The organism is Micromonospora sagamiensis (genome assembly GCF_014680085.1).
Classification (GTDB): Bacteria; Actinomycetota; Actinomycetes; order Mycobacteriales; family Micromonosporaceae; genus Micromonospora; species Micromonospora inyonensis.
The window spans coordinates 2,800,279-2,824,321 of record NZ_AP023438.1; the positions used below are offsets into that span (position 1 = coordinate 2,800,279).

Annotated in this window: 27 protein-coding genes; 24 read left to right on the forward strand and 3 right to left on the reverse strand. The window is 70.8% G+C overall.

What is annotated here, in order from left to right; translation table 11 throughout:
* Positions 1 to 10: 10 nt before the first annotated feature.
* The 3 genes from IGA62_RS12055 to IGA62_RS12065 are packed head-to-tail and all read left to right on the forward strand — an operon-like array spanning position 11 to position 3,691.
* Complete coding sequence (locus tag IGA62_RS12055; RefSeq protein ID WP_145822276.1) at positions 11 to 925, forward strand: conjugal transfer protein TrbL family protein; 915 nt, start codon at positions 11 to 13, stop codon at positions 923 to 925.
* A complete protein-coding gene (locus IGA62_RS12060; RefSeq protein ID WP_232624977.1) occupies positions 922 to 1,875 on the forward strand; it encodes a PrgI family protein in 954 nt (317 codons plus the stop codon). Before IGA62_RS12055 ends, IGA62_RS12060 begins: the two co-directional genes overlap by 4 nt.
* 16 nt (positions 1,876 to 1,891) lie before the next feature.
* Positions 1,892 to 3,691, forward strand: coding sequence for a VirB4 family type IV secretion system protein (locus IGA62_RS12065; protein ID WP_232624978.1), 1,800 nt, complete (start codon positions 1,892 to 1,894; stop codon positions 3,689 to 3,691).
* Here the strand turns inward: IGA62_RS12065 and IGA62_RS12070 are convergent.
* A complete protein-coding gene (locus IGA62_RS12070; protein WP_145821585.1) occupies positions 3,688 to 4,548 on the reverse strand; it encodes a hypothetical protein in 861 nt (286 codons plus the stop codon). The genes IGA62_RS12065 and IGA62_RS12070 overlap by 4 nt on opposite strands.
* A gap of 324 nt (positions 4,549 to 4,872) precedes the next feature.
* On the opposite strand from IGA62_RS12070, the gene IGA62_RS12075 reads away from it, so the two are divergent.
* The 8 genes from IGA62_RS12075 (at position 4,873) to IGA62_RS12110 (ending at position 13,218) form a co-directional block, all read left to right on the forward strand.
* Complete coding sequence (locus IGA62_RS12075) at positions 4,873 to 5,655, forward strand: transposase family protein (protein ID WP_145821584.1); 783 nt, start codon at positions 4,873 to 4,875, stop codon at positions 5,653 to 5,655.
* 47 nt (positions 5,656 to 5,702) lie between these two features.
* Entirely contained in the window at positions 5,703 to 8,192 is a 2,490-nt protein-coding gene (locus IGA62_RS12080) for a type IV secretion system DNA-binding domain-containing protein (RefSeq protein ID WP_145821583.1), read from the forward strand.
* A gap of 211 nt (positions 8,193 to 8,403) precedes the next feature.
* Positions 8,404 to 9,318, forward strand: a complete 915-nt coding sequence (locus IGA62_RS12085; RefSeq protein ID WP_145821582.1) for a replication-relaxation family protein — start codon at positions 8,404 to 8,406, stop codon at positions 9,316 to 9,318.
* Between the two features lie 419 nt (positions 9,319 to 9,737).
* A complete protein-coding gene (locus IGA62_RS12090; RefSeq protein ID WP_145821581.1) occupies positions 9,738 to 10,463 on the forward strand; it encodes a hypothetical protein in 726 nt (241 codons plus the stop codon).
* Positions 10,464 to 10,591: 128 nt separating this feature from the next.
* Positions 10,592 to 10,975, forward strand: coding sequence for a hypothetical protein (locus tag IGA62_RS12095; protein ID WP_145821580.1), 384 nt, complete (start codon positions 10,592 to 10,594; stop codon positions 10,973 to 10,975).
* 125 nt (positions 10,976 to 11,100) lie between these two features.
* On the forward strand, positions 11,101 to 11,334 hold the full coding sequence (locus IGA62_RS12100; protein ID WP_232624979.1) for a hypothetical protein: 234 nt from the start codon (positions 11,101 to 11,103) through the stop codon (positions 11,332 to 11,334).
* 242 nt (positions 11,335 to 11,576) lie between these two features.
* Positions 11,577 to 12,734 (forward strand): FAD-dependent monooxygenase, encoded by a 1,158-nt coding sequence (locus tag IGA62_RS12105; protein ID WP_145821579.1) that lies wholly within the window; start codon positions 11,577 to 11,579, stop codon positions 12,732 to 12,734.
* A 133-nt stretch (positions 12,735 to 12,867) separates the two neighbouring features.
* Positions 12,868 to 13,218 carry a histone-like nucleoid-structuring protein Lsr2 gene (locus IGA62_RS12110; protein WP_145821578.1) on the forward strand — a complete coding sequence of 117 codons (351 nt, stop codon included), beginning with the start codon at positions 12,868 to 12,870 and terminating at the stop codon, positions 13,216 to 13,218.
* 128 nt (positions 13,219 to 13,346) lie between these two features.
* Here IGA62_RS12110 and IGA62_RS12115 read toward each other — a convergent pair whose 3' ends face one another.
* On the reverse strand, positions 13,347 to 14,585 hold the full coding sequence (locus tag IGA62_RS12115) for an IS701 family transposase (RefSeq protein WP_186500375.1): 1,239 nt from the start codon (positions 14,583 to 14,585) through the stop codon (positions 13,347 to 13,349).
* Between the two features lie 235 nt (positions 14,586 to 14,820).
* On the opposite strand from IGA62_RS12115, the gene IGA62_RS12120 reads away from it, so the two are divergent.
* From IGA62_RS12120 to IGA62_RS12175, 11 genes are all read left to right on the forward strand, one after another.
* Positions 14,821 to 15,777, forward strand: coding sequence for a MarR family winged helix-turn-helix transcriptional regulator (locus tag IGA62_RS12120; protein ID WP_145821576.1), 957 nt, complete (start codon positions 14,821 to 14,823; stop codon positions 15,775 to 15,777).
* A 98-nt stretch (positions 15,778 to 15,875) separates the two neighbouring features.
* Positions 15,876 to 16,610, forward strand: a complete 735-nt coding sequence (locus IGA62_RS12125) for a GGDEF domain-containing protein (RefSeq protein WP_145821575.1) — start codon at positions 15,876 to 15,878, stop codon at positions 16,608 to 16,610.
* 154 nt (positions 16,611 to 16,764) lie between these two features.
* Entirely contained in the window at positions 16,765 to 17,157 is a 393-nt protein-coding gene (locus IGA62_RS12130; RefSeq protein ID WP_145821574.1) for a hypothetical protein, read from the forward strand.
* The gene (locus IGA62_RS12135; protein ID WP_145821573.1) at positions 17,157 to 17,396 is read left to right on the forward strand and encodes a hypothetical protein; all 240 of its coding nucleotides are present in this window, start codon (positions 17,157 to 17,159) and stop codon (positions 17,394 to 17,396) included. The genes IGA62_RS12130 and IGA62_RS12135 overlap by 1 nt, the downstream gene beginning before the upstream one ends.
* A 115-nt stretch (positions 17,397 to 17,511) precedes the next feature.
* Entirely contained in the window at positions 17,512 to 18,600 is a 1,089-nt protein-coding gene (locus IGA62_RS12140; RefSeq protein ID WP_145821572.1) for a M23 family metallopeptidase, read from the forward strand.
* Between the two features lie 50 nt (positions 18,601 to 18,650).
* On the forward strand, positions 18,651 to 18,866 hold the full coding sequence (locus IGA62_RS12145; protein WP_145821571.1) for a hypothetical protein: 216 nt from the start codon (positions 18,651 to 18,653) through the stop codon (positions 18,864 to 18,866).
* A 171-nt stretch (positions 18,867 to 19,037) separates the two neighbouring features.
* Positions 19,038 to 19,640 carry a DUF262 domain-containing protein gene (locus IGA62_RS12150; protein ID WP_145821570.1) on the forward strand — a complete coding sequence of 201 codons (603 nt, stop codon included), beginning with the start codon at positions 19,038 to 19,040 and terminating at the stop codon, positions 19,638 to 19,640.
* A gap of 110 nt (positions 19,641 to 19,750) precedes the next feature.
* Positions 19,751 to 20,140 carry a hypothetical protein gene (locus IGA62_RS12155; RefSeq protein WP_145821569.1) on the forward strand — a complete coding sequence of 130 codons (390 nt, stop codon included), beginning with the start codon at positions 19,751 to 19,753 and terminating at the stop codon, positions 20,138 to 20,140.
* Positions 20,141 to 20,522: 382 nt separating this feature from the next.
* Positions 20,523 to 20,888 (forward strand): hypothetical protein, encoded by a 366-nt coding sequence (locus IGA62_RS12160; protein WP_145821568.1) that lies wholly within the window; start codon positions 20,523 to 20,525, stop codon positions 20,886 to 20,888.
* Positions 20,889 to 20,967: 79 nt separating this feature from the next.
* A complete protein-coding gene (locus tag IGA62_RS30030; RefSeq protein WP_145821566.1) occupies positions 20,968 to 21,996 on the forward strand; it encodes a hypothetical protein in 1,029 nt (342 codons plus the stop codon).
* A 22-nt stretch (positions 21,997 to 22,018) separates the two neighbouring features.
* Positions 22,019 to 22,474, forward strand: coding sequence for a DUF4262 domain-containing protein (locus IGA62_RS12175; protein ID WP_145821564.1), 456 nt, complete (start codon positions 22,019 to 22,021; stop codon positions 22,472 to 22,474).
* Positions 22,475 to 22,628: 154 nt separating this feature from the next.
* Here IGA62_RS12175 and IGA62_RS30035 read toward each other — a convergent pair whose 3' ends face one another.
* Positions 22,629 to 22,865 (reverse strand): hypothetical protein, encoded by a 237-nt coding sequence (locus IGA62_RS30035; protein ID WP_232624980.1) that lies wholly within the window; start codon positions 22,863 to 22,865, stop codon positions 22,629 to 22,631.
* Between the two features lie 100 nt (positions 22,866 to 22,965).
* Between IGA62_RS30035 and IGA62_RS30040 the strand changes: the two genes are divergently transcribed.
* Together IGA62_RS30040 and IGA62_RS12185 are read left to right on the forward strand one after the other, a co-directional pair.
* Positions 22,966 to 23,103 carry a hypothetical protein gene (locus IGA62_RS30040; protein WP_232624981.1) on the forward strand — a complete coding sequence of 46 codons (138 nt, stop codon included), beginning with the start codon at positions 22,966 to 22,968 and terminating at the stop codon, positions 23,101 to 23,103.
* Between the two features lie 216 nt (positions 23,104 to 23,319).
* Positions 23,320 to 23,982 (forward strand): hypothetical protein, encoded by a 663-nt coding sequence (locus IGA62_RS12185; protein WP_186500386.1) that lies wholly within the window; start codon positions 23,320 to 23,322, stop codon positions 23,980 to 23,982.
* The last annotated feature ends 61 nt before the right edge of the window (positions 23,983 to 24,043 follow it).

A 24,043-nucleotide genomic window follows, 5' to 3' on the forward strand; every position in this document is an offset into this window, starting at 1 on the left:
CATGAACTGGATGGGTGGGATTCTCGACCAGGTCCTCGAATGGCTGATCGAGGCGGTCCTGGCCTGCCTCAACGTGGTCTTCGGTCTGATCACCGATGTCCTCCTCACAACTCCCCAGGTCACGGCGCTGCCCCAGGTGCAGGCTCTGACCGGCCGGTCGATCTGGATCGTCGACACCGCGTTCGTCCTGGTGTTCGTCGCCGCTGGAGTCATGATCATGGTTTCCGGCGGCGACGAGCGTTCCCGGTACACCGTCAAGGACCTCGCGCCGCGGCTGGTCGTCGGTTTCGTCGCCGCGCATTTCTCCCAGCTGTTCTGTGGCGAGCTCATCACGCTCGCCAACGCCCTGACCGGGGCGATCAGCGAGGGCAACTACAACGGGGATAGCGCTTTCGGTGCCGTGCGCACCCACATCGAGATCGGGCGAGACCCGACGGCTCCGCTGCTGTTCCTCATCCTCGTACTGGCCATCACGGTGCTAATCGTGATGACGGCGTTCCAGCTCATCGGCCGGTTCGTCGCCCTGCTGGTGATGACCGCGATCGCACCGCTGCCCCTGGCCTGCCACGCCGTGCCCGCCCTCGAGGGCGTCGCGCGGATGTGGTGGCGCGCCTACGGCGGCTGCCTCGTGATCCCGACCGCCCAGGCGTTCACCCTGACGGCCGGCCAGTGGATGCTGCTCGACTCGGCGCACCTGCTGCCCGTGCTGGGCCTGCCGGTCGAGCCGGGCGGCGTGTTGAACCTGTTCATCGTGATCGTCCTGCTCTGGACGACCGTGAAGATCCCCAGCCTGGTCGGCCGATGGGTCGGTCAGGGCGGACATGGCGGGAGTAACGCCCTCGGCGCTGTCGTGCGGGTTGTCGTCGTCCAGCAGCTCACCCGCAGCGTCCCCGGCCTCAACACCCTCAGGAGGGTCATGAAATGACCGACAACGATTCTGTCGACGTGGTCGACCGGACACGGATGCCCGCCGACGTCGACGCTCCGGACAAGGTCGCCTACGGGCTGACCTGGCGGCAGCTCGCCATCCTCGCGGTCGCCGGAATGCTCTTCTACGGCGCCTGGAACGGCCTACGCCCCGTGGTCCCGGCGCAGGTCATCGTCTTCGCCGGCGTGGTCTTCGGCGGTGTCGTGTTCGGGCTGGTGGTCGGACGCCGTGACGGGCTGCCGATGGACGTGTGGCTGTGGCACGCGATCCGCCACTCCCGCAGCCCCAAGGGGCTGTCGTCGGCAGGGGAATCCGCCGTCGGGGTGCCCGAGTGGGTGCAGCGGCCGAAGGGACGGACTCCGCTGCCGGCTCCACTGCGGCTACCGGCCGACGCGATCGGCGACGACGGTGAGATCACCGTAGGCGGTGACCGGGCGGCGATCGTCGCGGCCACGAACATCAACCTGACGCTGCGCACCGCCAGCGAGCAGGCTGCCCTGATCGAGGGGTTCAGCCGCTGGCTCAACAGCTTGTCGGCGCCGACGCAGGTTCTCGTGTCCGCCCAGCCGGTCGACCTCGCCTCCCACGCCCGCGCGGTCGCCGACGCCGCCCGAACCCTGCCGCACCCCGCGTTGGAGGCGGCGTGCGCGGACCACGCGGCGTTCCTGGCCGACCTGGCGGAGCACCGGGATCCGCTGCGCCGCCAGGTCCTCGTGGTCACCCGCACCGCGCCCGGTGAACAGGGCAGCCAGGTGGCGCGGCGGCGGGCCGACGACAGCGTTCGAGCGCTGTCCGGCCTCGGCGTGACCGCCCGCGCGCTCGACGGTGCGGCCGCCACGGCGGCGCTCGTCGCCGCCGCCGACCCCTACCGGCCGCCGCGCCCCGGTGGCCTGGCCGCCCCGGACGCGGTCATCACCATCACCGCGAACGACAACAGGAATCCCTGAGAGGAGAGACGCTGCGATGGGTATTCGACGTTCCCATGCTCACCCGAACGGGACTGCTCCCTCCGGCGGCGCGGCGGCCGGGCTGGCCAGCACGGTCGCCCCGGCCTCGGTCGAGGTCACCCCGCGTTGGCTGCGCGTCGGCGACGGGTACACCGCCACCCTCGTGGTCACCGGGTACCCGGCCGAGGTCGGCCCGGCGTGGCTGGAGCCGCTGCTGTCCTACCCCGGCCGGGTCGACGTCACCCTGCACATCGACCCGCTGCCCGCACCGGTCGCCGCCGCCCGGCTGCGCAAGCAGCGGGCCCGGCTGGAGTCGTCGCGGCGGGCCGACGCCGAACGGGGCAAGCTGGTCGACCCCTACACCGAAGCCGCCGCGCAGGACGCCACCGACCTGGCCGACCGGCTCGCCCGCGGCGCCGCCAAGCTCTTCCGCGTCGGGTTGTACGTCACCGTGCACGCCCGATCCGAAGAGGAACTGCTGCAGGCGTGCGCCCGGGTCAAGGCCGCCGCCGCCTCCACCCTGCTCGAGGTGCAGCCGGCGACGTGGCGGCAGCTCGCCGGCTGGACCACCACCCTGCCCCTCGCCAGCGATGGGCTGAGGATGCTGCGGACCATGGACACCGCCGCTGTGGCCGCCGCGTTCCCCCTCGCCTCACCCGACCTGCCTGCACCGTTGCCGGGCGAGCCGGCGGCGACCGGCGGCGTGCTGTATGGGACGAACCCGGCCGGCAACGGTGTGGTCTGGTGGGACCGCTTCGCCCAGGACAACTACAACTCGGTGGTGCTGGCCAGGTCAGGTGCCGGCAAGAGCTACTTCGTGAAGCTTGAAACACTGCGGCACCTCTACACCGGCGTCCAGGTGTCGATCATCGATCCGGAGGACGAGTACCTGCGGCTGGCCGACGCGGTCGGCGGGACGGTCGTGCGGCTCGGCGCGGCAGGTGTGCGGGTCAACCCGCTTGAGCTGCCCGCCGGTGACACCCGCCCCGACGTGCTCACGCGCCGCGGACTGTTCCTGCACACCCTCATCTCCGTGCTGGTCGGCCACCTGCCGCCGCCGACCGAGCGGGCAGCGCTGGACCGTGCCATCCTCACCGTCTACCGGCAGGCAGGGATCACCGCCGACCCGCGCACCCACCGCCGACCCGCTCCGCTGCTGCGGGACCTGGCCGCGACCCTGGCCGCGGACGCCGACCCGGCCGCCGCGCAGCTCGCCGCCCGGCTCTCACCGTGGGTCGACGGATCGTTCAAGGATCTGTTCGACGGGCCGACCACCACCCGGCCGGATGGTCACCTGGTCGTGTGGTCGCTGCGGCAGCTCCCGGACGAGTTGCGCACCGTCGGCACCCTGCTCGCCCTCGACTCGATCTGGCGGCAGGTCGACGCGCCACCGGCCGGCGGCCCGCCGCCGCGACGCATCGTCGTGGTCGACGAGGCGTGGCTGCTCATGCGCGACGGCGAGGGCGCGAAGTTCCTCTTCCGGCTGTCCAAGGCGGGCCGTAAACGGCACACCGGGCTGACGGTGGTCACCCAGGACGCCGCCGACGTGCTCGGCACCGACCTCGGCCAAGCCGTCGTGGCCAACGCCGCCACGCAGATCCTGCTCCGCCAAGCCCCCCAGGCCATCGACGCCGTCGGGGACGCCTTCGGCCTGACCGCCGGTGAACGGCGACTGCTGCTCGCGGCGCGCCGTGGCCACGGCCTGCTGGTCAGTGGCACCAACCGGACCGCATTCGAGGCGATCTCCAGCGACACGGAGCACGCCCTGGCAACCACCAACCCGATCGATCTGATCGACGACACCGAAACTGCCTAGTCGGCCCAAACAGTGGCATCAAAACTGTACTCGTTGACAGTCTCGCGGATCAGTTTCAGACGGGCAACTCGACCCTCGTCGGTAAGCACACAGATGGTTTGGCCTTCGTCGAGCAGGATCGATTCGACTCCTGCGGCCGTCGCGATGCGCCGGCAATCCGCGTATGTCGGCACGCTCCGCTCGTTCCACACCGCGATGCTCGCCGACCCGTACGCGTCGAAGCCGTGCGTGTTGCTGTAGGAAAGGTCGCCGCCATCACGGACGTTCCTTCTCGCAGGCGGCATCAGGTCGAGGTCCTTGATGTAGGAGTCGAGCACAAACGGACCCTCGTACTGGACACGCCCCTCTGCCACCGGTGTCACCGTGGGCATGCTCGCAGCGGCGGACGTCGGCAGCGAGGACGCGGAGGGTAGCGGGGTCTCGGGCTCCGGCGTCTGCCGCTCCACGGTCGGGGACGGCGAGGGCGTCGGCGACGCTGACGGCGGTCCACTCGCCACAGCCTGTGGCAGACCGTTACCCGACCCTCTGGTAAGCACCGTGACCATCAGGGCAACGACGGCCACGATCAAAACGACGAGAAGCACAACCACGCGCCGGAGCCAGGATTCCGACAGCACGACCGGCCTGGTGCCCTCCGCTGCCACGATCATCATGGGGGCAGACGGAGTATCGGCCGACCCGATCCGCCGCAGCCACAGGTTGCGCTGCGGCGTCTCAGTCGTGTCACTGCGACTGTGATCGACTTGGTTGGGAGAAGAGCCGGGAACCGCGATCTCCTTGCCGGCCTCCCGAGCGGCATCATCATGACGCTCGAACTCCTGGAAGTCGCTGCTGTCACCGGATTGGCGCACGCTCACCCGACCTTCTTTCCGAGATCGCCAATGCCACAGCAGTGAACGCCGCAGCAGCCACAGACCGGATCGATTCTAGGACTCCGAGTCAACGGCGGTGGCTGGCGGCTCAGGTTAGGAACGTGCTCGGCCACATCAGGTGCCTGGTTCGACCCTCGACAATGCCCGGGGCATGGGCGCGCCCCGAAGCCCGACAGAGCAACACCGAGGCCTTTTCATCGTGACGGTGCTGGTCACGGGTGGCACGGTGGGGCGGGGATCGGCGTAGGGCGAGGCTCCCGGTAAGACAGCAGTCGACCAAAACCCGATGCCCCAACCGGGAGCCTCGCTGTGCTGTCTTACCCGTCCGCGGTCGCGCTGTCCAGCCGCACCCTGAACCACCTCGCCGACCTCATCCGCGCCGAACGCGCCCGGCGCCGGGGCCGGTGGCGGCGCCTCGACGCCGGCCGCCAAGCCCTGCTCGCCCTGGCCCACCTCCGCAACGGTGACACCATCACCCGCCTGGCCTGCGGCTTCGCAGTCAGCGTCACGACCGCCTGGCGGTACGTCCGGGAAGCCATCAACCTGCTCGCCGCGCACGCCGACGACCTGAACGCAGCCACACGCCGCATCGGCCGACTCGCCTACGCGATTCTCGACGGCACCCTGATCCCGATCGACCGGGTCGCGGACCAGAAGCCGTACTACTCCGGGAAACACAAGCGCCACGGCGTGAACGTGCAGGTCATCGCGGACTGCGCCGGACGCCTGATCTGGGCCTCACCCGCCCTGCCCGGCGCCGTGCACGACCTGACCGCCGCCCGCACACACGGCCTGATCGACGCGCTGACCAGCACGAACGTCATGACCTTCGCCGACAAGGCCTACCAGGGCGCCGGCGGCAGCGTCCGCACACCGTTCAAACGCCACCGGTACCGGCCCCGACTGTCCCGCCGCCAGAAGACCGTCAACCACCACCACGCCAAGATCCGGGCCATCGGCGAACGCGCCGTCGCCACCCTCAAAACCTGGAAAGTCCTGGCCAAACTCCGTTGCTGCCCTGGACGCGCCACCGCCATCGTCCAGGCCATCCTCGTCCTACACCACGTCCAGACCAGCCGAAACCCACGATGAAAAGGGCTCACCGTCGGCCAAGTCTCGTATCCGAAAAGGACACCATCATGGCTTCCCTCCTGCTTGCCCTGTCGCCGGCCCCCGGCGGCGTCGACTCCGGCTCGCCCGTCTCCCCGTCACTGGCGACTCGCTGGATTGTGCAGGCAGCGGACTGGGCCATCGACCGGCCCTGGCTGCTGGGCGTCGCCGCCGGCCTGTTCTGCGTCTGGATCGCCGGCCGGAACCTCGTCGCCGGCTGGCGGCATCGGTATCAAGCCACCGGTTCCCGGCTAGTGACCATCGCCCCGCCGCCCGAGGTCGATGAGCACGGTGCCGCCGCCCTGTGGGCGAACCTGGCCGGCATCCTCACCCCGTCCCGCCGTCGACGGCTGCTCTACGGCACCCCGCACGTTGTCCTGCAGTACGCCTGGACCGGCCGGCAGCTGATCATTTCCCTGTGGGTGCCCGGCACCGTCCCGAACGGGGCGGTCGAGGCCGCCGTTCGCGCGGCGTGGCCCGGCGCGGCCACCACCACCAGCGAACCCGCCCCGGACCCCATCCCCGCCGACACCGTCGCTGCGGTGGGTGGTCACCTGCTGCCCGTGGTCGCCGAGTGGCTCCCGCTCACCAGCGACCACCATGCCGACCCGCTGCGCGCCCTCATGGCGGCGGGCGCCCAGTTGCACGACGGCGAGTACGCCTGTGTGCAGGTCCTCGCCCGCCCTGCCGCGCCCCGCCGCGCGGGGCGTGCCCGGCGCGCCGCCGGGCGCCTGCGGCAGGGCAAGACCGGCGTCCCGTCGGTCAATCTGGCTGGGCCGTTGATCGAGCTGATCGAGATCTTCCTGCCCGGCCGCTCCCGCAGCCATGCCAGCGCGGCACCGGCGACCCGTCGGGACCCGACCGTCGAGCGGGACGTGCGGGCGGTCCTCGACAAGACCTCCCACCAGTTGTGGGAGACCGGCATCCGGTACGCGATCGCGTCCCGCGCCCACCGGGACGGCACCCTGCCCTACCACCGGCTGCGGGGCGTCGCTGACGCGGTCGCGTCCTCGTTCGCCGTCTACGCGGGGCGGAACCGTCTCGCCCACCGAACCCGGATGCCTCGACCCGTCGCTGTCCTGGCCGCGCGGCGGCTCGGCGCCGGATTCCTCACCTCGGCCCCCGAACTCGCCGCGTTGGCGGGGCTGCCCCTCGACCTCGCCGTGCCCGGCCTGGACCGTGCCCGCGCCAAGTCGATGCCGGTCCCGGTCGCCGTGCCGACCGGTGGACGGGGACGCAAGGTCCTCGGTGACGCCGAGGTCGGCGGCCATGCCGTCGCCCTGTCCGTGGCGGACGCCCGCTACCACACCCACATGGTCGGCCAGACAGGCTCCGGCAAGACCACCCTGCTCGCCAACTTGATCATCGACGACATCAAGGCCGGCCGCGGCACCATCGTGCTCGACCCGCATGGCGACCTTGTCCTCGACGTCCTCGACCGGATCCCCACGACCATGGCCGACCGGGTGGTGCTGTTCGACCCCGCCCAGCCCAACCCGCCCGCGATGAACCCCCTCGAAGGCGACGATCCTGACCTGGTCGTGGACAACCTCGTCAGCATCTTCGGGTCGATTTTCTCCAAGGCGTGGGGGCCCCGGATGGATGACGTGATGCGCGTGTCGTGCCTGACGCTGCTGCGGCACGCCAACGTCACCCTCCAGCACATCCCGCCGCTGCTCAACAGCGCCCAGTTCCGGTCGGCGATGACGGTGGACCTGAACGACCCGGACGGGCTGCACGGCTTCTGGCAGTGGTACGACGATCTCTCCCCCGCGCTGCGGTCGCAGATCATCGGCCCCGTCCTGGCCCGGCTGCGCGCCTTCCTCCTCAGGGATTTCGTCCGCAAGACGATGCGCTACCCCAGGTCCAGCTTCGACATGTCGAAGGTCCTCGACGGCGGGGTGCTGCTGGTGCGGATCCCGAAGGGGGAACTGGGTGAGGACACCAGCCGGCTGCTCGGCTCGCTGATCCTGGCACGGGTCTGGCAGGCCGCGACGGCCCGTGCCAGCATTCCCGCCGACCGGCGTAAGGACTGCTCGATCTATCTCGACGAGTGCCAGAACTTCCTCACGCTGGCGGCGAGCCTGGACACGATGCTGGCCGAGGCCCGCAAGTACCGGCTCGCGATGACCCTCGCGCACCAGGACCTCGCCCAGTTCCCCCGGGAACTCCTCGCCGCCGTGTCCGCGAACGCCCGAAACAAGATCTACTTCAGTGTCGCGCCGGAGGACGCCCGCGTGCTGGCCCGGCACACCCTGCCGGAACTCGACGAGCACGACCTGTCCCACCTCGACGCGTACACGGCGGTCGGTCGCCTGGTCGTCGACGGCCGGCAGACACCTGCGTTCACCATGCGGACCCGGCCGCCGCTGCCGGTGGTCGGTGAGGCCACCGCGATCCGCCAGCAGGTCGCCAAGGCGGTTCCCGTTCAGGACCCGTCGGCCATCGACGCCCTGGTCAGGCAGCACAGCCAGAAGCCGGACGACCGGCGTCGCAGAGGTGGCAAGACCTCGTCCTGACCGATCTGTCACCGCGACAGGCACCGGCTTCCGTAGCGGGATCCCTGTGGGGATCCGCCACCCCTTCCACCCTCATCTCCGTCACCGACTGACAGATCACCGGTGACGGTCTGTTGCTGCCGCGCTGTGGCCTGTCAGTCAGCCACTGTGGTCGAACCCCACTCAGACACCCTCCGTATGGAGGGCTCTCTTCCCCCTTGGAGTACCTGCCGTGTCCAGCCGTCTTCCGCCTCGCTCGCCCTCGTCCGACCCGTACCTGCACACCCGTCGTCTCACCTCACGTGACCGGCTGCTGCTGTCCTGGCTCGCCGAGCACTACCTGCTGTCCACCCGCCAGGTCACCAAGGCCCTGTTCCCCTCCGACCGCAGCGCCCGCCTGCGGCTGACCCTGCTGCACCGCATCGCCGCCGTCGACCGGTTCGTCGACACCAGCGCCGCAGGCTCCACCCAGTACCTGTACGCGCTCGGGCCGCTCGGCCTGCGGCTCAACCGGGACGCCTACCACGACCCCGACAGCCCCGCCGCGAAGCCGCCGCGCAGCAGCCGCGACCGGGCCGACCGGATCGTCGGCAGCCGCAAGCTGCGCCACCTGCTCGGCGTCAACGACTTCTTCACCGACCTGCTCGCCCACGCCCGCACCCATCCGCAGGCGCGACTGGAGCGGTGGTGGTCCGAACAGCACGCCACCGACGCCTACGGCGGTGCCGGGGTCCGGCCTGATGGACACGGTGTGTGGACCGTCGGCGATGCCACGGTCGGGTTCTTCCTCGAGCACGACAACGGCACCGAACCCCTCGGCAGAGTGCTGGCCAAGCTGCGCGCCTACGAGCGGGTGACCGAGTTCGGCCCCCGCTACCCGGTCCTGTTCTGGGTGCCCAGCCGGGGCCGCGAACGCAATCTCCTCGATGCACTTGCGGGCACGTCCGCGCGGATGCCGATAGCCACCGCCGTGCACGGCACCGACCCCGCAGGGCCCGTCTGGACCCTGACCAGCGACGCCGACCGGCTTCGCCGTCTGCATGAACTCCCCAGCGACCACGGCCCGTACGCGGCCACGAATCCGAACCGGTTCGTCCGCCGCGACCCCGAGCCGCCCACCGAACAGGTCGCCCACACGCCTCTCTGACCGACACGCACCGCGTCTGTCAGACCGCATACCCCACTGTCCGATCACGGTGATCTGTCACGAGCCGGCAAGTCGCCGTCCTTGACCACCGCTCCTATCTGACTGTGCAGCTCAGCGGCCATTTACGGGATCTGCGGCTCGACGAGCGCTGACAGATCAGGCCGCTACGGTTCTCGGCACCACAACACCCACATATATCTCCACCCGGTAGGTCCCACCCTCGGACCCTTCGCCGCACTCCGGCACCTGACGCCCACCCGCCCTCGCGGCCGGTCGGCCCAGCAGCCCGCGACGAACCCCGACGGTCGCGCCCACCACCTCGCACCAACCCCAACCCACCCGCCAGCCGGCGCCCACGCACCCAGTGGACCGGCTATCTCCGCGTGCCCACAGCACGCCCAACCCCGAAGGAGACCCGCATGAACAAGAGGACGGCCGCCGCGGCCACCACCGTCATCCCGGACGCAGTCGTTCGCACCATGATCGTCTGCGTCTCCGACGAGCTGTCCCAGGTGCTCGACAGCACCCGGAACCTCGAACGGCACCTCGGCGTCTCGGGTACGAGCTGCCCCCGGTACTGGGCCTCCCCGGCCATCTACCCGTGGCAGCGCCGTCAGCTCATCGACCTGCGCAAGGCCAAGACCGGACCCCGGTACTGCGCCGGAGGCCCCATCGGCCTGCTCGATCTGGCCGGCATGCGTCACGGCGCCTACGTCGGGGCCAGCGTGCGTCACGCGCACTGGGCCCGCGTTGTCGCGGGAACGAAGGCCGCCACCCCGTGGCCGGTGTTCCTGCAGAAGCACCTGTCCGACCCGTCGGCGTGCCCGATGGACACCGCGACCGCAGAGTTCAACCGCCAGCCGCGGGTGCAGGCCATGCGCATGCACAACGCTGCCACGTACGGTCCGGGTCACCTCGACCTGGGCGACCTGGAGATGTTCCAGGCCGGCGCCAGCGCGTACGCCAACTACCACGCCCTCTGGGCGCTGTGCACCGACGCCTTCCTTACCGAGGCCGGCGACCGGATGCAACCGGCCAGCGCGTTCTTCGCCGACCGGATCACCTACCTGGAGCAGGCGGCCCGCTACCTGGACTCGCTCGACGAGTCCCAGCGGCTGTTCGCCGTCACCCTGCACGACTCCTGACCGCAAGCCGGTCGGGCCAGCAGGAGGCATCCCCTGAACCCGAAAGGGACCTCACTGCGGCCCGACCGGTTCCGCCCAGGGCGGGAGCAGACAGCAACTCCAACCCCAACCATGATCGGAGGACCTTGATGGCGGAGATCGTCAACCTGACGCCGCACCCTGTCCGAATCTTCCCGAGTGACACCCCGGATCGCATCGAACCGGGCAGCGTCACGCCGCTGCGCGTGATCACCCCATCCACGCAGCACCGACCGGTGAGGTTGGGCCAACGGGTCATCGGACCCGACGACCTCGATCTCGGCGTCCCCGTCGAGCGAGTCGCCTTCGGTGCGGCCGACGCCGGCGTCCCGCCGCTACCGCCTCCGGTCGAGGGCACCTACTACCTGGTGTCCCTGGTCGTCGGCCTCGCCGCGTACGGCCGCGACGACGTGCTGGTCTGCCATGACACCGTCCGAGACCTGGACGGGTCGATCATCGGCGTCCGCGCGCTCGCGCGTCCGCACCGCTTCTGAGCGTCGACTGCCACACTCGGACCGGTCGGGCCAGCCACACATCCCTCGTACCCAAGGGGACCTGTGTTGCTGCCCGACCGGCTCCACCCACCAATCACCAGCGCCCACCCCGCCACCACCGCCCGATGCAGGCGCAGATCGCCCTCCTCGACGACACCAGGCTGATCGACCTGCTCCGCGCTGGCCACGCCGCCGGCTTCGACATGTTCACCATCGACGCCGACGCCGGCCTGCGGCCGGCCATCGAACGGTGCCGCGCACGGCGGTCTTGCCGGGCGCCCCAGGCTGGGGCATGCCACCAAGCCCGGCCCGCGCAAGGGCCGTCTTATACCTCTTCCAGCGGAGTGGATCAGTGGTGATCGCCGACAAGGGCTTCGACGTGGCCGACCGGTTCCTCGGCCGCTCCCACACCATCCTTGCCGGGTTCTTCAGCCCCGGCTGCTGACCGCCTCCGGCGTCGGCTGAACCCGGCCGCCGGAACTCTCGCACCACCGCACTCGCACGACCTGGCCGTTGCCCGGCCGACACGCGCACACCGCGCACCCCCGGGCACGGCCGTACGGCCGTGCCCGGGTTCCCGCCTCCCCAGAAGGGAACCCCCATGGACTCCAACCCTGCTCCGGCCGCCCGCACCACGGATGGTGGCACCCGCCGGCTGAGCGTCGCCGTGATCGGCGGCAGCCTGACCGGCCCAGTCACCGCCCTGCTGTTGCTGCGGGCCGGATTCGACGTCACCGTCTACGAAGCCACGCCGGCGTCCGCCCCGCTGGGCGGCGGGCTCATCGGCCTGGAACACACCGCGCTCGACGTGCTCGACCGCCTCGACATCCCACAGCGCGAGTTCATCGCCTACGACTCGGAGACGATCCGGCAGGTCGCGATCCGCGACCGCCAGCCAGAACAGACCGCCCTTCGCACCTACCCCGGACGGAACACCACCTGGACCCTGCTGCACCGCGCGTTGGCGGCCCGGGTCCCGGCAGGCGTCCTGCGCAGGGGAATGCGGGTCACCGGCCTGACCCACCATGCCGGCCGGCCCATCCTGCAGTTCACCGACGGGCACACCGAGACGGCCGACCTGGTCGTGTTCGCCGACGGCCGGTCCTCGATCGGCCGCCGCCTGCTGGACCCCGGACGCAAGCTGCACTACGCCGGCTACGTCGCCCACCGCGGCATCGCGACCAACACTCCGCAACCCGACCTGCGGGACTTCGTCCGGATGGAGCCCTGCCCCGGAGCGCAGTTCAACATCGCGCCGGTGCCCGGCGGCTGCGACTGGACCTTCTACCTCGGCTGTACCGCTACCGACTACGAGCAGCGCTTCGGCGCGAACCCCACCCGCCGGGTCTTCGCCCTGCCGCAGCACATCACCCCGGCCGCCCGCACCCACGTCGACGAGCACGCCGACCAGCTACTCCCGTCCGACCACGCGGCGGTCGTGCACGCCACGACCGCCCGCATGGCCGTGCCGGTGCTGGACATCGACCCGCCCACCCGCATGGTGTGGCCGGTCGGCGACGGGCACGCCGTCCTGCTCGGCGACGCCCTCGCCCCAGTACGCCCACACACCGCCCGGGGCGCCAACAACGGCATCGAACAGGCCGCCGGACTGGCCGTCGCGCTCACCCAGCACCGCCGCTACAACGCCGACCTGCCCACCGCGCTACACGGCTGGCAGCGCCGGCACCTGCCCACCGCGGTCGCCGCCGTACGGCAGGGGCCCGTCATCGGCGACAAGCTCGGCCTCGGCGCCCGATAAGCCGCCGTCTCCCATGGCCAGAGCCCCACCAAACCGGCCCACTTCTTGGCCGGAAACCCCCACATCGCACCGTCCCCGCCGCTGTACCGGCCGGGGGCATTTCTTGCATCTCTCATCGAAAGGACACGACCCAATGGCCACCAGAACGACCAGCGTCGTCTACGACGACCTCGACGGATCCACCGACGAGGTCGGCACCTACCGGTTCGCCTTCAACGGCGTGCGGTACGAGATCGACCTGTCCCGCCCCAACTTCGACCGGATGGCCGCCGCCTTCCAGCCCTTCCTCGCCGCCGCCCGCCGCCTGCCGAAGTCGACGGCCGGAAGGCAGACCGGGCACGCGACCAGCGCGGATCGCCGCGCCCTCAACGCCCGCGTCCGGCAGTGGTGGGCCACGCACTGGCAGGAACACAACCTGCCCGAACCCAGGACCCGAGGGGCGATCCCTCCGGCCGTCCGCGACGCCTACAACGGTGCCCACTAGCCCGACGCAACGCGAACGCGGGGCCGCGACACCAACGCGACCGCACTGGCTGTCGCGGCCCGGCTACGCGGGAGTCCACCCCAACGACTTGATCGCGTCCCGCTTCGTACTCCAGCCGGGGATCGTGATCACGGTTCGGTGAGGGCTTGTCGGGCGTAGTGGCTGGTCATGGCTTGGGCTTGGTGACGGCGTCGGCGGATCGACCAGAGCAGTGGGTCCGCTCGGCGGCGGGTGGGTTCGATGATCAGGACGTGGAACAGGTGGCGTAGTTCGTTGACGGTCAGTGGGATCAGCCCGACTGGTTGATGGTGGTGGTTGGCGGTCGCGGCGGCGAGGAAGGCGTGGGCCAGGATCACCAGGGTGGTCCAGCGGTGCCAGGACCGCCAGCGGCGGTGTTGGTGCTGGTCCAGGCCGAGTCCGGTCTTCGCGGCCTGGAAGGCTTCTTCGATCTTCCAGCGGCGGCCGGCTACCGCGACCAGGCGGTTGAGTGGGACTGGTTGGGGTGACCAGCAGCGGTAGAAGGCCAGCTCACCGGTGCGGCGGTTACGGCGGATCAGGAGCCAGTGGTGTCCGCCGTGTGCGTCGGTGGCGTGGGGCAGGGCGGTGTAGGACCAGTCGTACCAGCGGTGACCTTTCGCGCCCCTGCCGGCGGAGATGCGCTGCCAGGCGATGGTAGGAAGACCGGTGGCCAGTGCGTCGACGCGGTAGACGCCGAGGCCGGTGGTGACCTGATGGGACCGGGCCACGGCCAGAACGTAGCCCAGGCGCAGCTGACGCAGCCGGGCGGCGAGGCGTGGATCGTTGCCGTAGGCCTCGTCGCCGGCCACCCAGCGACACGGCAACCCGGCGGTGACCGCGGCGGTGATCATCCGGGCTGCCAGCTGCGGCTTCGTGGCGAACCGCACCTGCTCGGGGACACCTGCCCGCGTCCGGCGTTCGGGGTCGTCGCACCAGGACTTCGGCAGGTAGAGGGCCGTGTCGACCATTGCGTGAGCGGTGTCGGTGGCATAGACCAGGTGCACCGCGAGCTGACAGTTCTCGATCTTCCCGGCCGTGCCTGAGTACTGCCGTTGGACACCGACGGTGTGCCGACCCTTCTTCAGGTCCCCCGTCTCGTCGATGACCAGCACCGCCTCGGGGTCACCGAGATGCTCGCCCACGAACGCGCGGACATCAGCGCGGACCGCGGCGTCGTCCCAACGCACCCGGGTCAGCAGGTCCTGCATCCCGTCCGGGCCACTGTCCCCGGCATGCTCGGCGATCGTCCAGCAGTTCTTGCGCGGTAACGGCGCGAGTAGGCCCCGGACGAAGTCACGCACCCGACGGCGAGGCTCGGGCCTGCGGAAACGTCCCCCGACCGTCAGCATCAGGCCGTCGAACAACACCCGCCACCGTTGGGCGTCTACCCTGTATCTCGCAGCCACCGCCGCGTCATGGTCAGTCCACACAACCGCCCATGATCGACGGTGGCTGCACTCGTTCACCCACCACACCAAGCCGCAGCTCAGCCAAGGTCAACATCCCCGGCTGGAGTATTCGAAGCGTGCATGAGTCCACGCCTCGTACTCACCCCCTGGTAGCAGGGAGAAAGGAACCCAACGCATGACCGACAGCACCAAGAACCCATCCACCCTGGAGCGGGTGCTGACCGCGCTCGCCGAGCTCGGTCCGGCCACCGCCGCAAGCATCGGCGAGTCCATCGGCATCGCCTACCCCACGACCACCCCCAAGCTGCGAGAGCTGGAGAGCGCGGGCCACGCCGAGCGGGTCCGCACCGAGCAACGCACGACGCTGTGGCAGCTGACCGAACCCGGCAGGGCGGCAGCCGCGTCGGTCGCGGACAGCAGCACCACCGCGCCATCCGCTGCCTCAGGGAATGACGACGCCCGGGCTGCGGACGATTCGCAGAAGCGAGCCGAACTCCGCACCGAGTCGGAACCGGAGCCCGGCACCGGAACACCCGCCGAGGGCCAGGCACCCGTTGGACTGCCAGCCCAGCAGACCGGCGACCCGACGGCGGAAGCCGGCCAGGCCGGCCCCACGCCAGCCGAAGCGACAGGCCCAGCCGAGCGAGCCCTCGCGCCACAGGACGAGCCCGGCACGGAACCGATGCCCGAGCGGGAGACCGAAGCGGCGCCGAGAACCGATCCAGGGGCGCCAAGCAGCAAGGTCACGCATGACCAGCCGTCCGGTGAACCGCGTCCCGACCACGGTGCCAACGAGTTGGAGACCGACTCGACGACGGAAGCCGAACGCCAGACAGCGGCGCTGGCCGAGGAATCTGGAACCGGCACGCCGAAGCGCGACGGCCGTCGGAAGCCGGCCCAGCCTCGACGCCGCAAGGGGGAACTCCGCGACGAGGTGCTGACGCTGCTGCGACGCCACCCGGACACCGCCTACAAGGTCGGGGAGATCTGCAAGCTGATCAACCAGGCCCGCGACGGCGCCCAGGTCAACAAGGCCAGCGCGGGAGCAGTGGCGAACGCCCTCGACAAGCTCGTCATCGCCGGCAACGTCACGCGACTCGACACCAAGGTCGCGACCTACCAGGCCGTTTAGCGGCGCCTTCACCCTTTGGCAGCCCGGGAGCGGGCGTTTGACGTTGGCGCGCTCACGCCTGCCCCCGGTGCTCCTTCAGCCACAAGGAGCGACAACCAGTGTCTCAGACAGCGAACTCCCTTCTCACCGCCGCTGGCGGCCTCCTCGCCGGGCTGGCCGTCGCCGGTCTGTGGGCCCTGCGCCTGTGGACCCTGCTGACCCGAGCTCGGACCCGGCTGCGGAAGCTGGACCGCGTCGTCCTGAACGCGCACGGCCTGGTCGAGACCCTGCGGTCCGAGCGCGACAGATACCACCGGCAGGCGACCGAGGACGACACCACCCGCCTGCCCAACCGTCGCGCGGCGATCGAGCGGCTGACGCACGCGGTAACGACCGACAGCGAGGTCGGGGTCATCGTTCTCGACCTCGTCGGGTTCAAGCTGGTCAACGACCGTCTCGGGCACCGGGCAGGCAACACCCTGCTGGCCCAGGTCGCCGAACGCCTCCGCCGCCTCGGGCAGTCCGACGTCTTCGCCGCCCGGCTCTCCGGCGACGAATTCACCCTCATCGTCCAGGGCGGTCTCGACAGAACGATCTCGGTGGCTGGCCGGGCCTGGGGGGACATCAACCAGGTTCCGTTCGTCCTTCACGGCAGGCAGATCGACATCGTCGCCAGCGTCGGCTACACGACCACCGACCAGGCCGGCCGCGATCCCGAGTCCCTGCTGCACCTGGCCGACATCGCCATGTACTGGGCCAAGGCCAACGGCGGCGTGGTGCACGGCTACGCCGAGCACATGGGTGACACCCCGAGCAGCGGTCGCCCCCGCGACTGGCCGCCGCACAACCGCTGACCCACCGGGGCCAGGCCCAGCTCGCAGGCGACAACCCCCTCGACCGGGCCTGGCCCCTTCCTGACCGCCGCCAGCTCGGTGGCGTCGTCAAATCCTCCCGCCCTGCGCCCACCCGGCGGATTCCACCCACCCCACACCCTTCTTGGAGCGATTCATGAAAGACGTCGTTGTCGTCCTGCGGCATCTCGCCCGCCTCGACGGTGCCGCACCCGACATGGAGCAGATCTGCGTCACCACCGCGCTCAACACGGCTGCGGTCCGTGACTTCATCACCGCAGGTTGCGCTCTGGTGGCCGCCAACGTTCAGGAGAGACTGCTCGTTGAGGCCACGCAGGTGCTCTGGAACGTCTACGACGGGGCCAGCGGCCCCGAACTCGTCACCGCCGGTGAGCGTGTGCGGGCTGTCGGGCTCGCGCTTACCCAGGCACAGGAGGAGCGGGAAAGGGCACTCGTGCGGTTTCGCGAGGCGTGCTCCCTGCTTCGCCACGATGGCGCGCTCTTCGACGCGGTTTCGAAGCCGGTAGCCCCGCCGGGCGGTGTCCGCTGATGGGACACATGCTGCTCGCCGTCCTCATGCCGGGCACCGCGACCGCCGGCAGCGTCGACGCCGACCATGTACACCTCGGCGACGACTTCGTCGAGCTCATCCACCTCGTCAACGGTGGTCCGCCCCTGATCGACACCCTGCGCCGAGGACGTGCCTGGGGCTACCGCTGGCTCCGCCTGTCGGTGACGAAGGAGCACTACGGCATCAGGGTCACCCGTGCCGGGCCCGACGAGGCCTGACCGCAGGTCCGCTCCGCCCATCCGGCCGCCGTCCGCGCGGCGGACCGTTATCTCCCACGCCCACCTGCGCCCGGACATCGGGCACTGCCGCGTCGGCAAGCCCCTGGAGGCATCCATGAAGATCCGCTCCCTGGTGTCGCTCATCATCGCCGTCGTCGCCGTGTTCGTGCTCTGCGCGGGTGGGCTGGGTGGCCTGCTCGGCGGCGGTACCGCCGCCGGGTCCTGCTTACCGATCTACGTGCCGTCAGCGAGTTCTACCACCGCCAGCCCGCCGAGGATGCCCGGCGTCTGGCCGGCGATCGGCGAGTGGGACGGCGAGCAGGTCACCAACGCGGCGGCGATCGTCACCACCGGTGCCCAGCTCGGGGTGCCGGCCCGTGGCTGGGTGATCGCGGTCGCCACCGCGATGCAGGAAAGCACGCTGCGGAACCTTCCCGGCGGCGACCGGGACTCTGTCGGTCTGTTCCAGCAACGCCCCAGCCAGGGCTGGGGCACCCCGGCGCAGCTCCAGGATCCGGTCTACGCGGCCGGCAGGTTCTACGCCAAGCTGCTCACGCTGAGAGGCTGGCAGACCATGCCGTTGGCCGAAGCCGCGCAGGCCGTGCAGATCAGCGCCTACCCCGACGCCTACGCCAAGTGGGAAAGCCCGGCAACAGAGCTCGTCACGGCCATCGCCGAAACCGCTGGCCTACCGACGGGCGGTCTGGCCGGCTGCGGGGCGGTCGGCCCGTGGACCCAGCCCGTGCTCGCCCCGGTCGGATCCGGATTCCGCAGCAGCGACCGTCCCGGCCACGACGGCGTCGACCTCAGCGCCCCGCGCGGCACGGTCATCCGCGCCGCGTCCGCCGGAACCGTCCGCACCGTCCGCTGCGACGCCGCCCACGCCAGCACCGGCGCGCCGTGGGGCTGTGACCGCGACGGCGACCCCGTCCTCACCCGCGGGTGCGGCTGGTACGTCGACATCGACCACGCCGGCGGGCTCCTGACGCGCTACTGCCACATGGACCAACCCCCGCTGGTAACGGTCGGCCAGCAGGTCGCCGTCGGACAACCCCTCGGCGTCGTCGGCTCCACCGGCCACTCCAGCGGCCCCCACCTGCACTTCGAGGTGCACGTAAGCGGTGACGCCAGCGAGGCCGGCGCGATCGACCCGATGCCCTTCATGGCCGCGCAGGATGCCCCACTCGGCACAACTGGGCGGTGACCACACCAGCACAACGCCAACAACTCTCCTCTCCTCATAAGGAGGAAGTCATGGACAACATTGACGACGACGGTGCACATGTCTCCCGCCCCGAGCACGACTGCGAAGCAGCCGGAACCCTCGAATTCGTCGCCACCTACGGCGCACCGGGCGTCGGACAGGCATGGACCTGCACGGCGTGCGGAAGGGACTGGTCGCGGGTCGGCGGCACGTTCTGGCCAGCCGATCAGGGCGTACACATCCTCAGCATCGAAGACGTCAAGTAGGCCCGGCAGCCCACGCCGCCAGCTCCGTCGAGACAACTCCGGCTGCAAACGCGCAGCGGCGGCACGCCGGCATCGGACGCCACTCAATCGGAACGCCATCCAGCGGCACCGGCCGCGAAGTCACAGCCCGGCCCGCCCAGCCCTTTCATCGGTATTGGAGGAACACGCAGCATGACCTGGCAAACCGTAAAGCCGCTGACGCCGCTGTCCACCGGCTTCGGCGTTTGGTCCATCGACGAGTACACCGAGCGGATCCGTCGCGGCGAGATGGTCCTCGACGCCCCGTACCAGCGTGGCCGCCGCTGGACCGACGACCAGCGCATCGCCCTCATGCGGTCCTGGCTGCAGGGCGTCCCCATCCCCGCCGTCGTCCTCAACGACCGCACCGGGGCCGCCTGGCACGACAGCGACCCCGGTGCCCACGTCACCTACGCCGTGGTGGACGGCCGGCAGCGGCTCGAAACCGCCCTCGCCTGGCAGGCCGGCAACCTGGCCATTCCTACCTCGTGGCTGCCCACCGACTGGATCCGCGTTGTCGAGGACACCGACGACGGTCCCTACGTCCGCGTGACCGGACTGCACGCGCCCCGCCGCATCGCCCGGCTGATGGACCTGCCCTGCGTGCGGGCGCGGGTCGGCACCGTCGCGGACGAGGCCACCATCTACCTGCTCGTCAACGGTGCCGGAACGCCACACACCGACGCTGACCTCGACCGCGCCGCGCGGATCGCCAACTCCCAGGCGGGCCCGCCGCCGAGCAGCACCACCGGGTAGCCGGCTGCTCGGCGAAGCGTTCGTCCGGACGCGGGCGCCAGCCGACGGCACATCAGGCAAACAGCGCCGAACCCCTTTTCTGACCCGCACCTTCGAACAGGAAGAAGATCATGATCGACACTCAGCTCGTCCTCAAGTACTGCGGCGTACGGATCAGCGCTCAGGCACTCATGGACGCCATCCCCGCCGGCACCGACCAGCCGACCGTGGCCTCGGAACTGTGGCACGCGCTCACCGCGCTCGCCAGCACCGAAGCGCAGATCGCCCAGCTCGTCCCAACCCTCCGCGACGCGCTGCGGGACGTCGAGCAGGTCCTCGCCGCCGGACCCGACGACCGGATCCCGGTCGTCGACTCCACTGGCGCGCTCCAGGCGCGGGGGCCTCGCCTCGACGCGCTAATCGGTAGGCGGGCCGCGCAGGTCGAACACCTGCGGGCCATGACCCGGCTCTGGGAGACGCGGCACCCCGATCCGGCCACGACCACCCCGGTGCCGCGCTGAGGCGGCGCGGCCCACCTGGCGCGGCCGGCTACGGGCAGGCCACTGCTCATCACCACCGCCCACCGTCTGCCCGACGAGCATCCGCGTCCTGTTGACGACCGGTTCCGCGTGCGGTTCTCCTCGGGCACGGTGACCGGCGATCCTTTCACGCCAGCACCGCACCCACGATCACCACCGGGCATCCGCCGCCTGGTGCCACCGGCGCGGGTGGTCCTCCGACGGCGACCTGTGGACGACTTGATGTCGCCGCAGAGTCGAGCGTTGATCGGTGCGGTCACCACCGCCCGGACCGGACGGCGGTAGGACGGCTCCCAGGCCACGAGCCGAGACGGCCACGTCGGTGGTGACCACCCCGATCCGCTTGTCGAGAGGACCCGCTCCGATGCTGCCCGCCACTCCCGCCGGTGTGCCCGAGAACGTCACAGACGTCCTGCTGTGGCGCATGGCCGTCCGCGTCACCGCCGACCACCAGCCCGACCCGCACCATCCCGGCCGGTGCGCCAACCTGCGCTGCGCCCACGAGGCGTACCCCTGCCAGCCGCTGCGCGACGCACAGCGGGCACAGCACGCCGCCACCCGGCCGCCACGGTTCGCGCCGGGACGCGCCCGCGTCCCCGTCGTCGCCGCTGTCGCGCAGAGGTTTGCCGGCTGGTTCCGCCCGACCCGCCCCGCGCCGGCGGTGCCCCGGCCCGCGCCGATACCGCTGCCCCGCCGGCAGCCCATGGCCGCTCTCCGCCTCGCGGCCTGACGGCCACCCACCCTCGAGCCGCACCCACTGCCGGTGTCGCGTCCTGCCGCCGGTTCACCACCCCTTTGAAGGAGGCACCGTGACCTTTCACGCCGAAACAACCCTGGCCGGCTACGCCCGGGCCGCCGTCCATCTCAAGGGCCGGATGGTCGACTACGGCCGTACCAGCTTCGCCCGCCAGTACCTGAGGGCCTATCTCGACGCCGCGTTCGAGGGATCGGACGCGACGGCGACACCAGAGGTACTCGACGCCGTCGACAGGCTCACTCACCAGCCCTGGCAACTCGGCGAGCCCTACGTTCTGGCTCCCGAGATGAGCGCGGTCGTGGCCGCCGCCGCCGAAGCACTCGACCTGACCGGCGACGTCGTGCCCGACGACGTCGCTCCCAGCGACGGCGGCGTGCTGTTCCTGCCCGAACCGATCTACCACCGCGGACTGCACGGGCAGGTCACCTCGATCGGCGCGGTCACCTGGGCCAAGATGCGCAACCGCGCCACCGGCAGCACCGACTGGTGGATCATCGGCTGGGCGGACCGCGACGACCCCCTCGAGCCGTCCGCCGCCCGCCGCCGCTCCCTCTACGCCGAACAACCCCAGCTCGCGGCAGAGTTGGGCCCCTACGTCCTGACCTCGTCCGCCCGGCTGCCCATCGGCAGGCCGGTCCAGGACCGCCCCGGCCCGCCGGTGGTCGACGATGACGACATCGAGTGGGAACCCGCGCCGGACGGGCGGTTCTGCATCGACGAGTCGACCGTCCGGGTCAACGCGGTGGCGGCCATCGCCTACGCGTTCTGGGTCATCCAGGCCCAACCCCTGACCACCGTGTCCGCTGCGCCGCTGGACCGGGCCGCCCGCCGTCGCGCCAAGCGGGACAACGTCGTCCACGAGACCCGCGTCGTCATGCTGCGCCGCCGCAAGGCCATCACCGACCGCGACAACGGCGAGGCCAGATGGCACTACCGGGTCCGGTTCTTCGTGAAAGGCCACTGGCGGCACCTCGTCAACGCCGACGGCCAGCCCTACAGGATCTGGATCCACCGACACATCAAAGGGCCAGACGGCGCTCCGCTGCTCCTCGGCGACGCCGTGTCCATCCTCGCCCGCTAACCACCCTCAGAAGGAGACCGACATGCCATCCCTCGACGAGTTCTTCCGACGGCAGCAGGAGCACATCGACACCATCGGCTGGGCGGTGACCGCCGTCGTGCCGGATCCCGGTGAGACCGACAGCCCGTTCGCCTACACCGTCGGCCTGACCGAGCGTGACCTCCCCGAGCTGGTCATCGCCGGACTGGACCCCCTCATCGCGCACGAACTGCTCAACGACATGGCCCGCCGCGTGTACAGCGGGGCGCAGTCGCTCACCCACGGTCAACGCGTCGACGACCTGCTCGTCGGCTACGACGCGGTGATCGTCGAGGGGCCGGCCACCGAGGCGCTGCACCCCGGCGCGGCCTACGCCCGGTACGGCAACGATCGTGTGTACCTGCAGCAGATCGTGTGGCCGGACAAGCATGGCCGGTTCCCGTGGGACTACGGGTACGCGTACCCCGCGCACGTCCAGCCGCTTCTCACACACCCGTAGCCGACACACGGCGCCAGGCATCCACCTCGCACGATTCGTCCTGCGGCCCGACAACACCAGAACAGAAACGCCGCCGTCGACACGGCATGCGACTCGCCATCGATCCGCCCCACGCGCCCCGCGTGGGGCTTTGTCATGTCCGACAAAGAGCCAGTCAGGAGCGTCGTTCTCCATGCCCAGCCACACGTTCACCACGGACGATCTCGTCGTCATCGACCCGGCCTTCGCGCGGCCGGGCGAGGAGACCGTCGTCTATCGCGTGCGTGAAGTGCACCGTGTCAACCTCATCGCCGTGCCCGTGACCGGCGGGCGCCCCATCCGGGCCCCGAAGGACATGTTCCAGCCGGCACCCGACAACGCCATCACCGCGGCCGGCCAGCAGGAACAGCACGCCGCCCATCCCCGAGGCCACCCCCACCGTCCTCTGGCCGGGCAGCGTCGTCACGGTCGCCGGGCCCGGTTGGCACAGGCCCGCCGGGCAGCTTCATGTCGTGCTGCGCGTCACGGGCGACAAGGTTTCCCTCGTCCAGCTTGGCGGCGACAACGGCCGCTACTGGCGGGGAGTCCACCGCAGCTTCTGCACCGTCGTCGACCCGAGCCGCATCAACCACACCCCGGTCTCCGGCTGACCCCGCCGTGCGGCGCGTCAACCGGATGACGAGCGTCCCCGCCACCGCTGTCGGTCGCCCTCACGGCCAACGGCGGTGGCGCCGCGTTGGCAAGCCGGCACCGCGACGCCCCCAGGCCTCCTGGCTCGCCCCTCTCGTCCACCTGGCGCCCCGAGGACGGGCTGCCTGCGGTCTCCAGCGCCGTGGGCCCGTCCTCGTGGGCGCCGCCGATCTCTGTTGGAGAACTCCATGCCTCCGTCGCGAAGCCCGCTCGTGCGGGTCGCCACACAGTTCGGCTACGACCTCGACGAAACCTCCCTCCTGGCCGATCCGCGCGTCGCTGCGACCGACACGCAGTCCGCCCGGCTGTGCGCGGTCCTGATCGAGCACGTCAGCGGCACCGCCGACGCCGCCCTGCGGTACACGATCAGCCAGGACCCGGACTACCTCGGCGGCGTCGTCGCCGACACCGTCACGGCGATCGAGCGCGCCTGGCGGGCGATCGCCACGCTCCTGGCCGCTGCGGTCACCACCGGTGCCGCGCGGCAGCTCACCCCGGGCGGCACGCGCGCCGCCGCCTCCTCATCCTGGCGTCCCGCTGTGGTCCGGATCGCCGGTGCCAGCGGCGGGCCCTACCCCTGCCAGATCGGGCCGCAGCACTGGAACGGTTGGGCCAGGCCCCGCTTCACTCGCGATGTGGTCGCGCGGTTGATGGCCGACGTGGACGAGCAGTGGCGCCGCGATGGCGCGCAGCCCGACTCCATGCCGGGACAGCTATTCGTCAGTGGCGAGGTGCTCCTTCTGCATGGCGAGGGCGTTCGGGAGGTCATCGCACCGGACGACGACGACATGTTCGCGGTCGGCGCCGGCACCTGGATGTGGGAGGAGTGGCCGGATTAGCGCCCCGACCGGCGCCCCCGCGGCCGCGCTCCTGCAGCAGGTCGAGGGCCGCGCGGCGCAC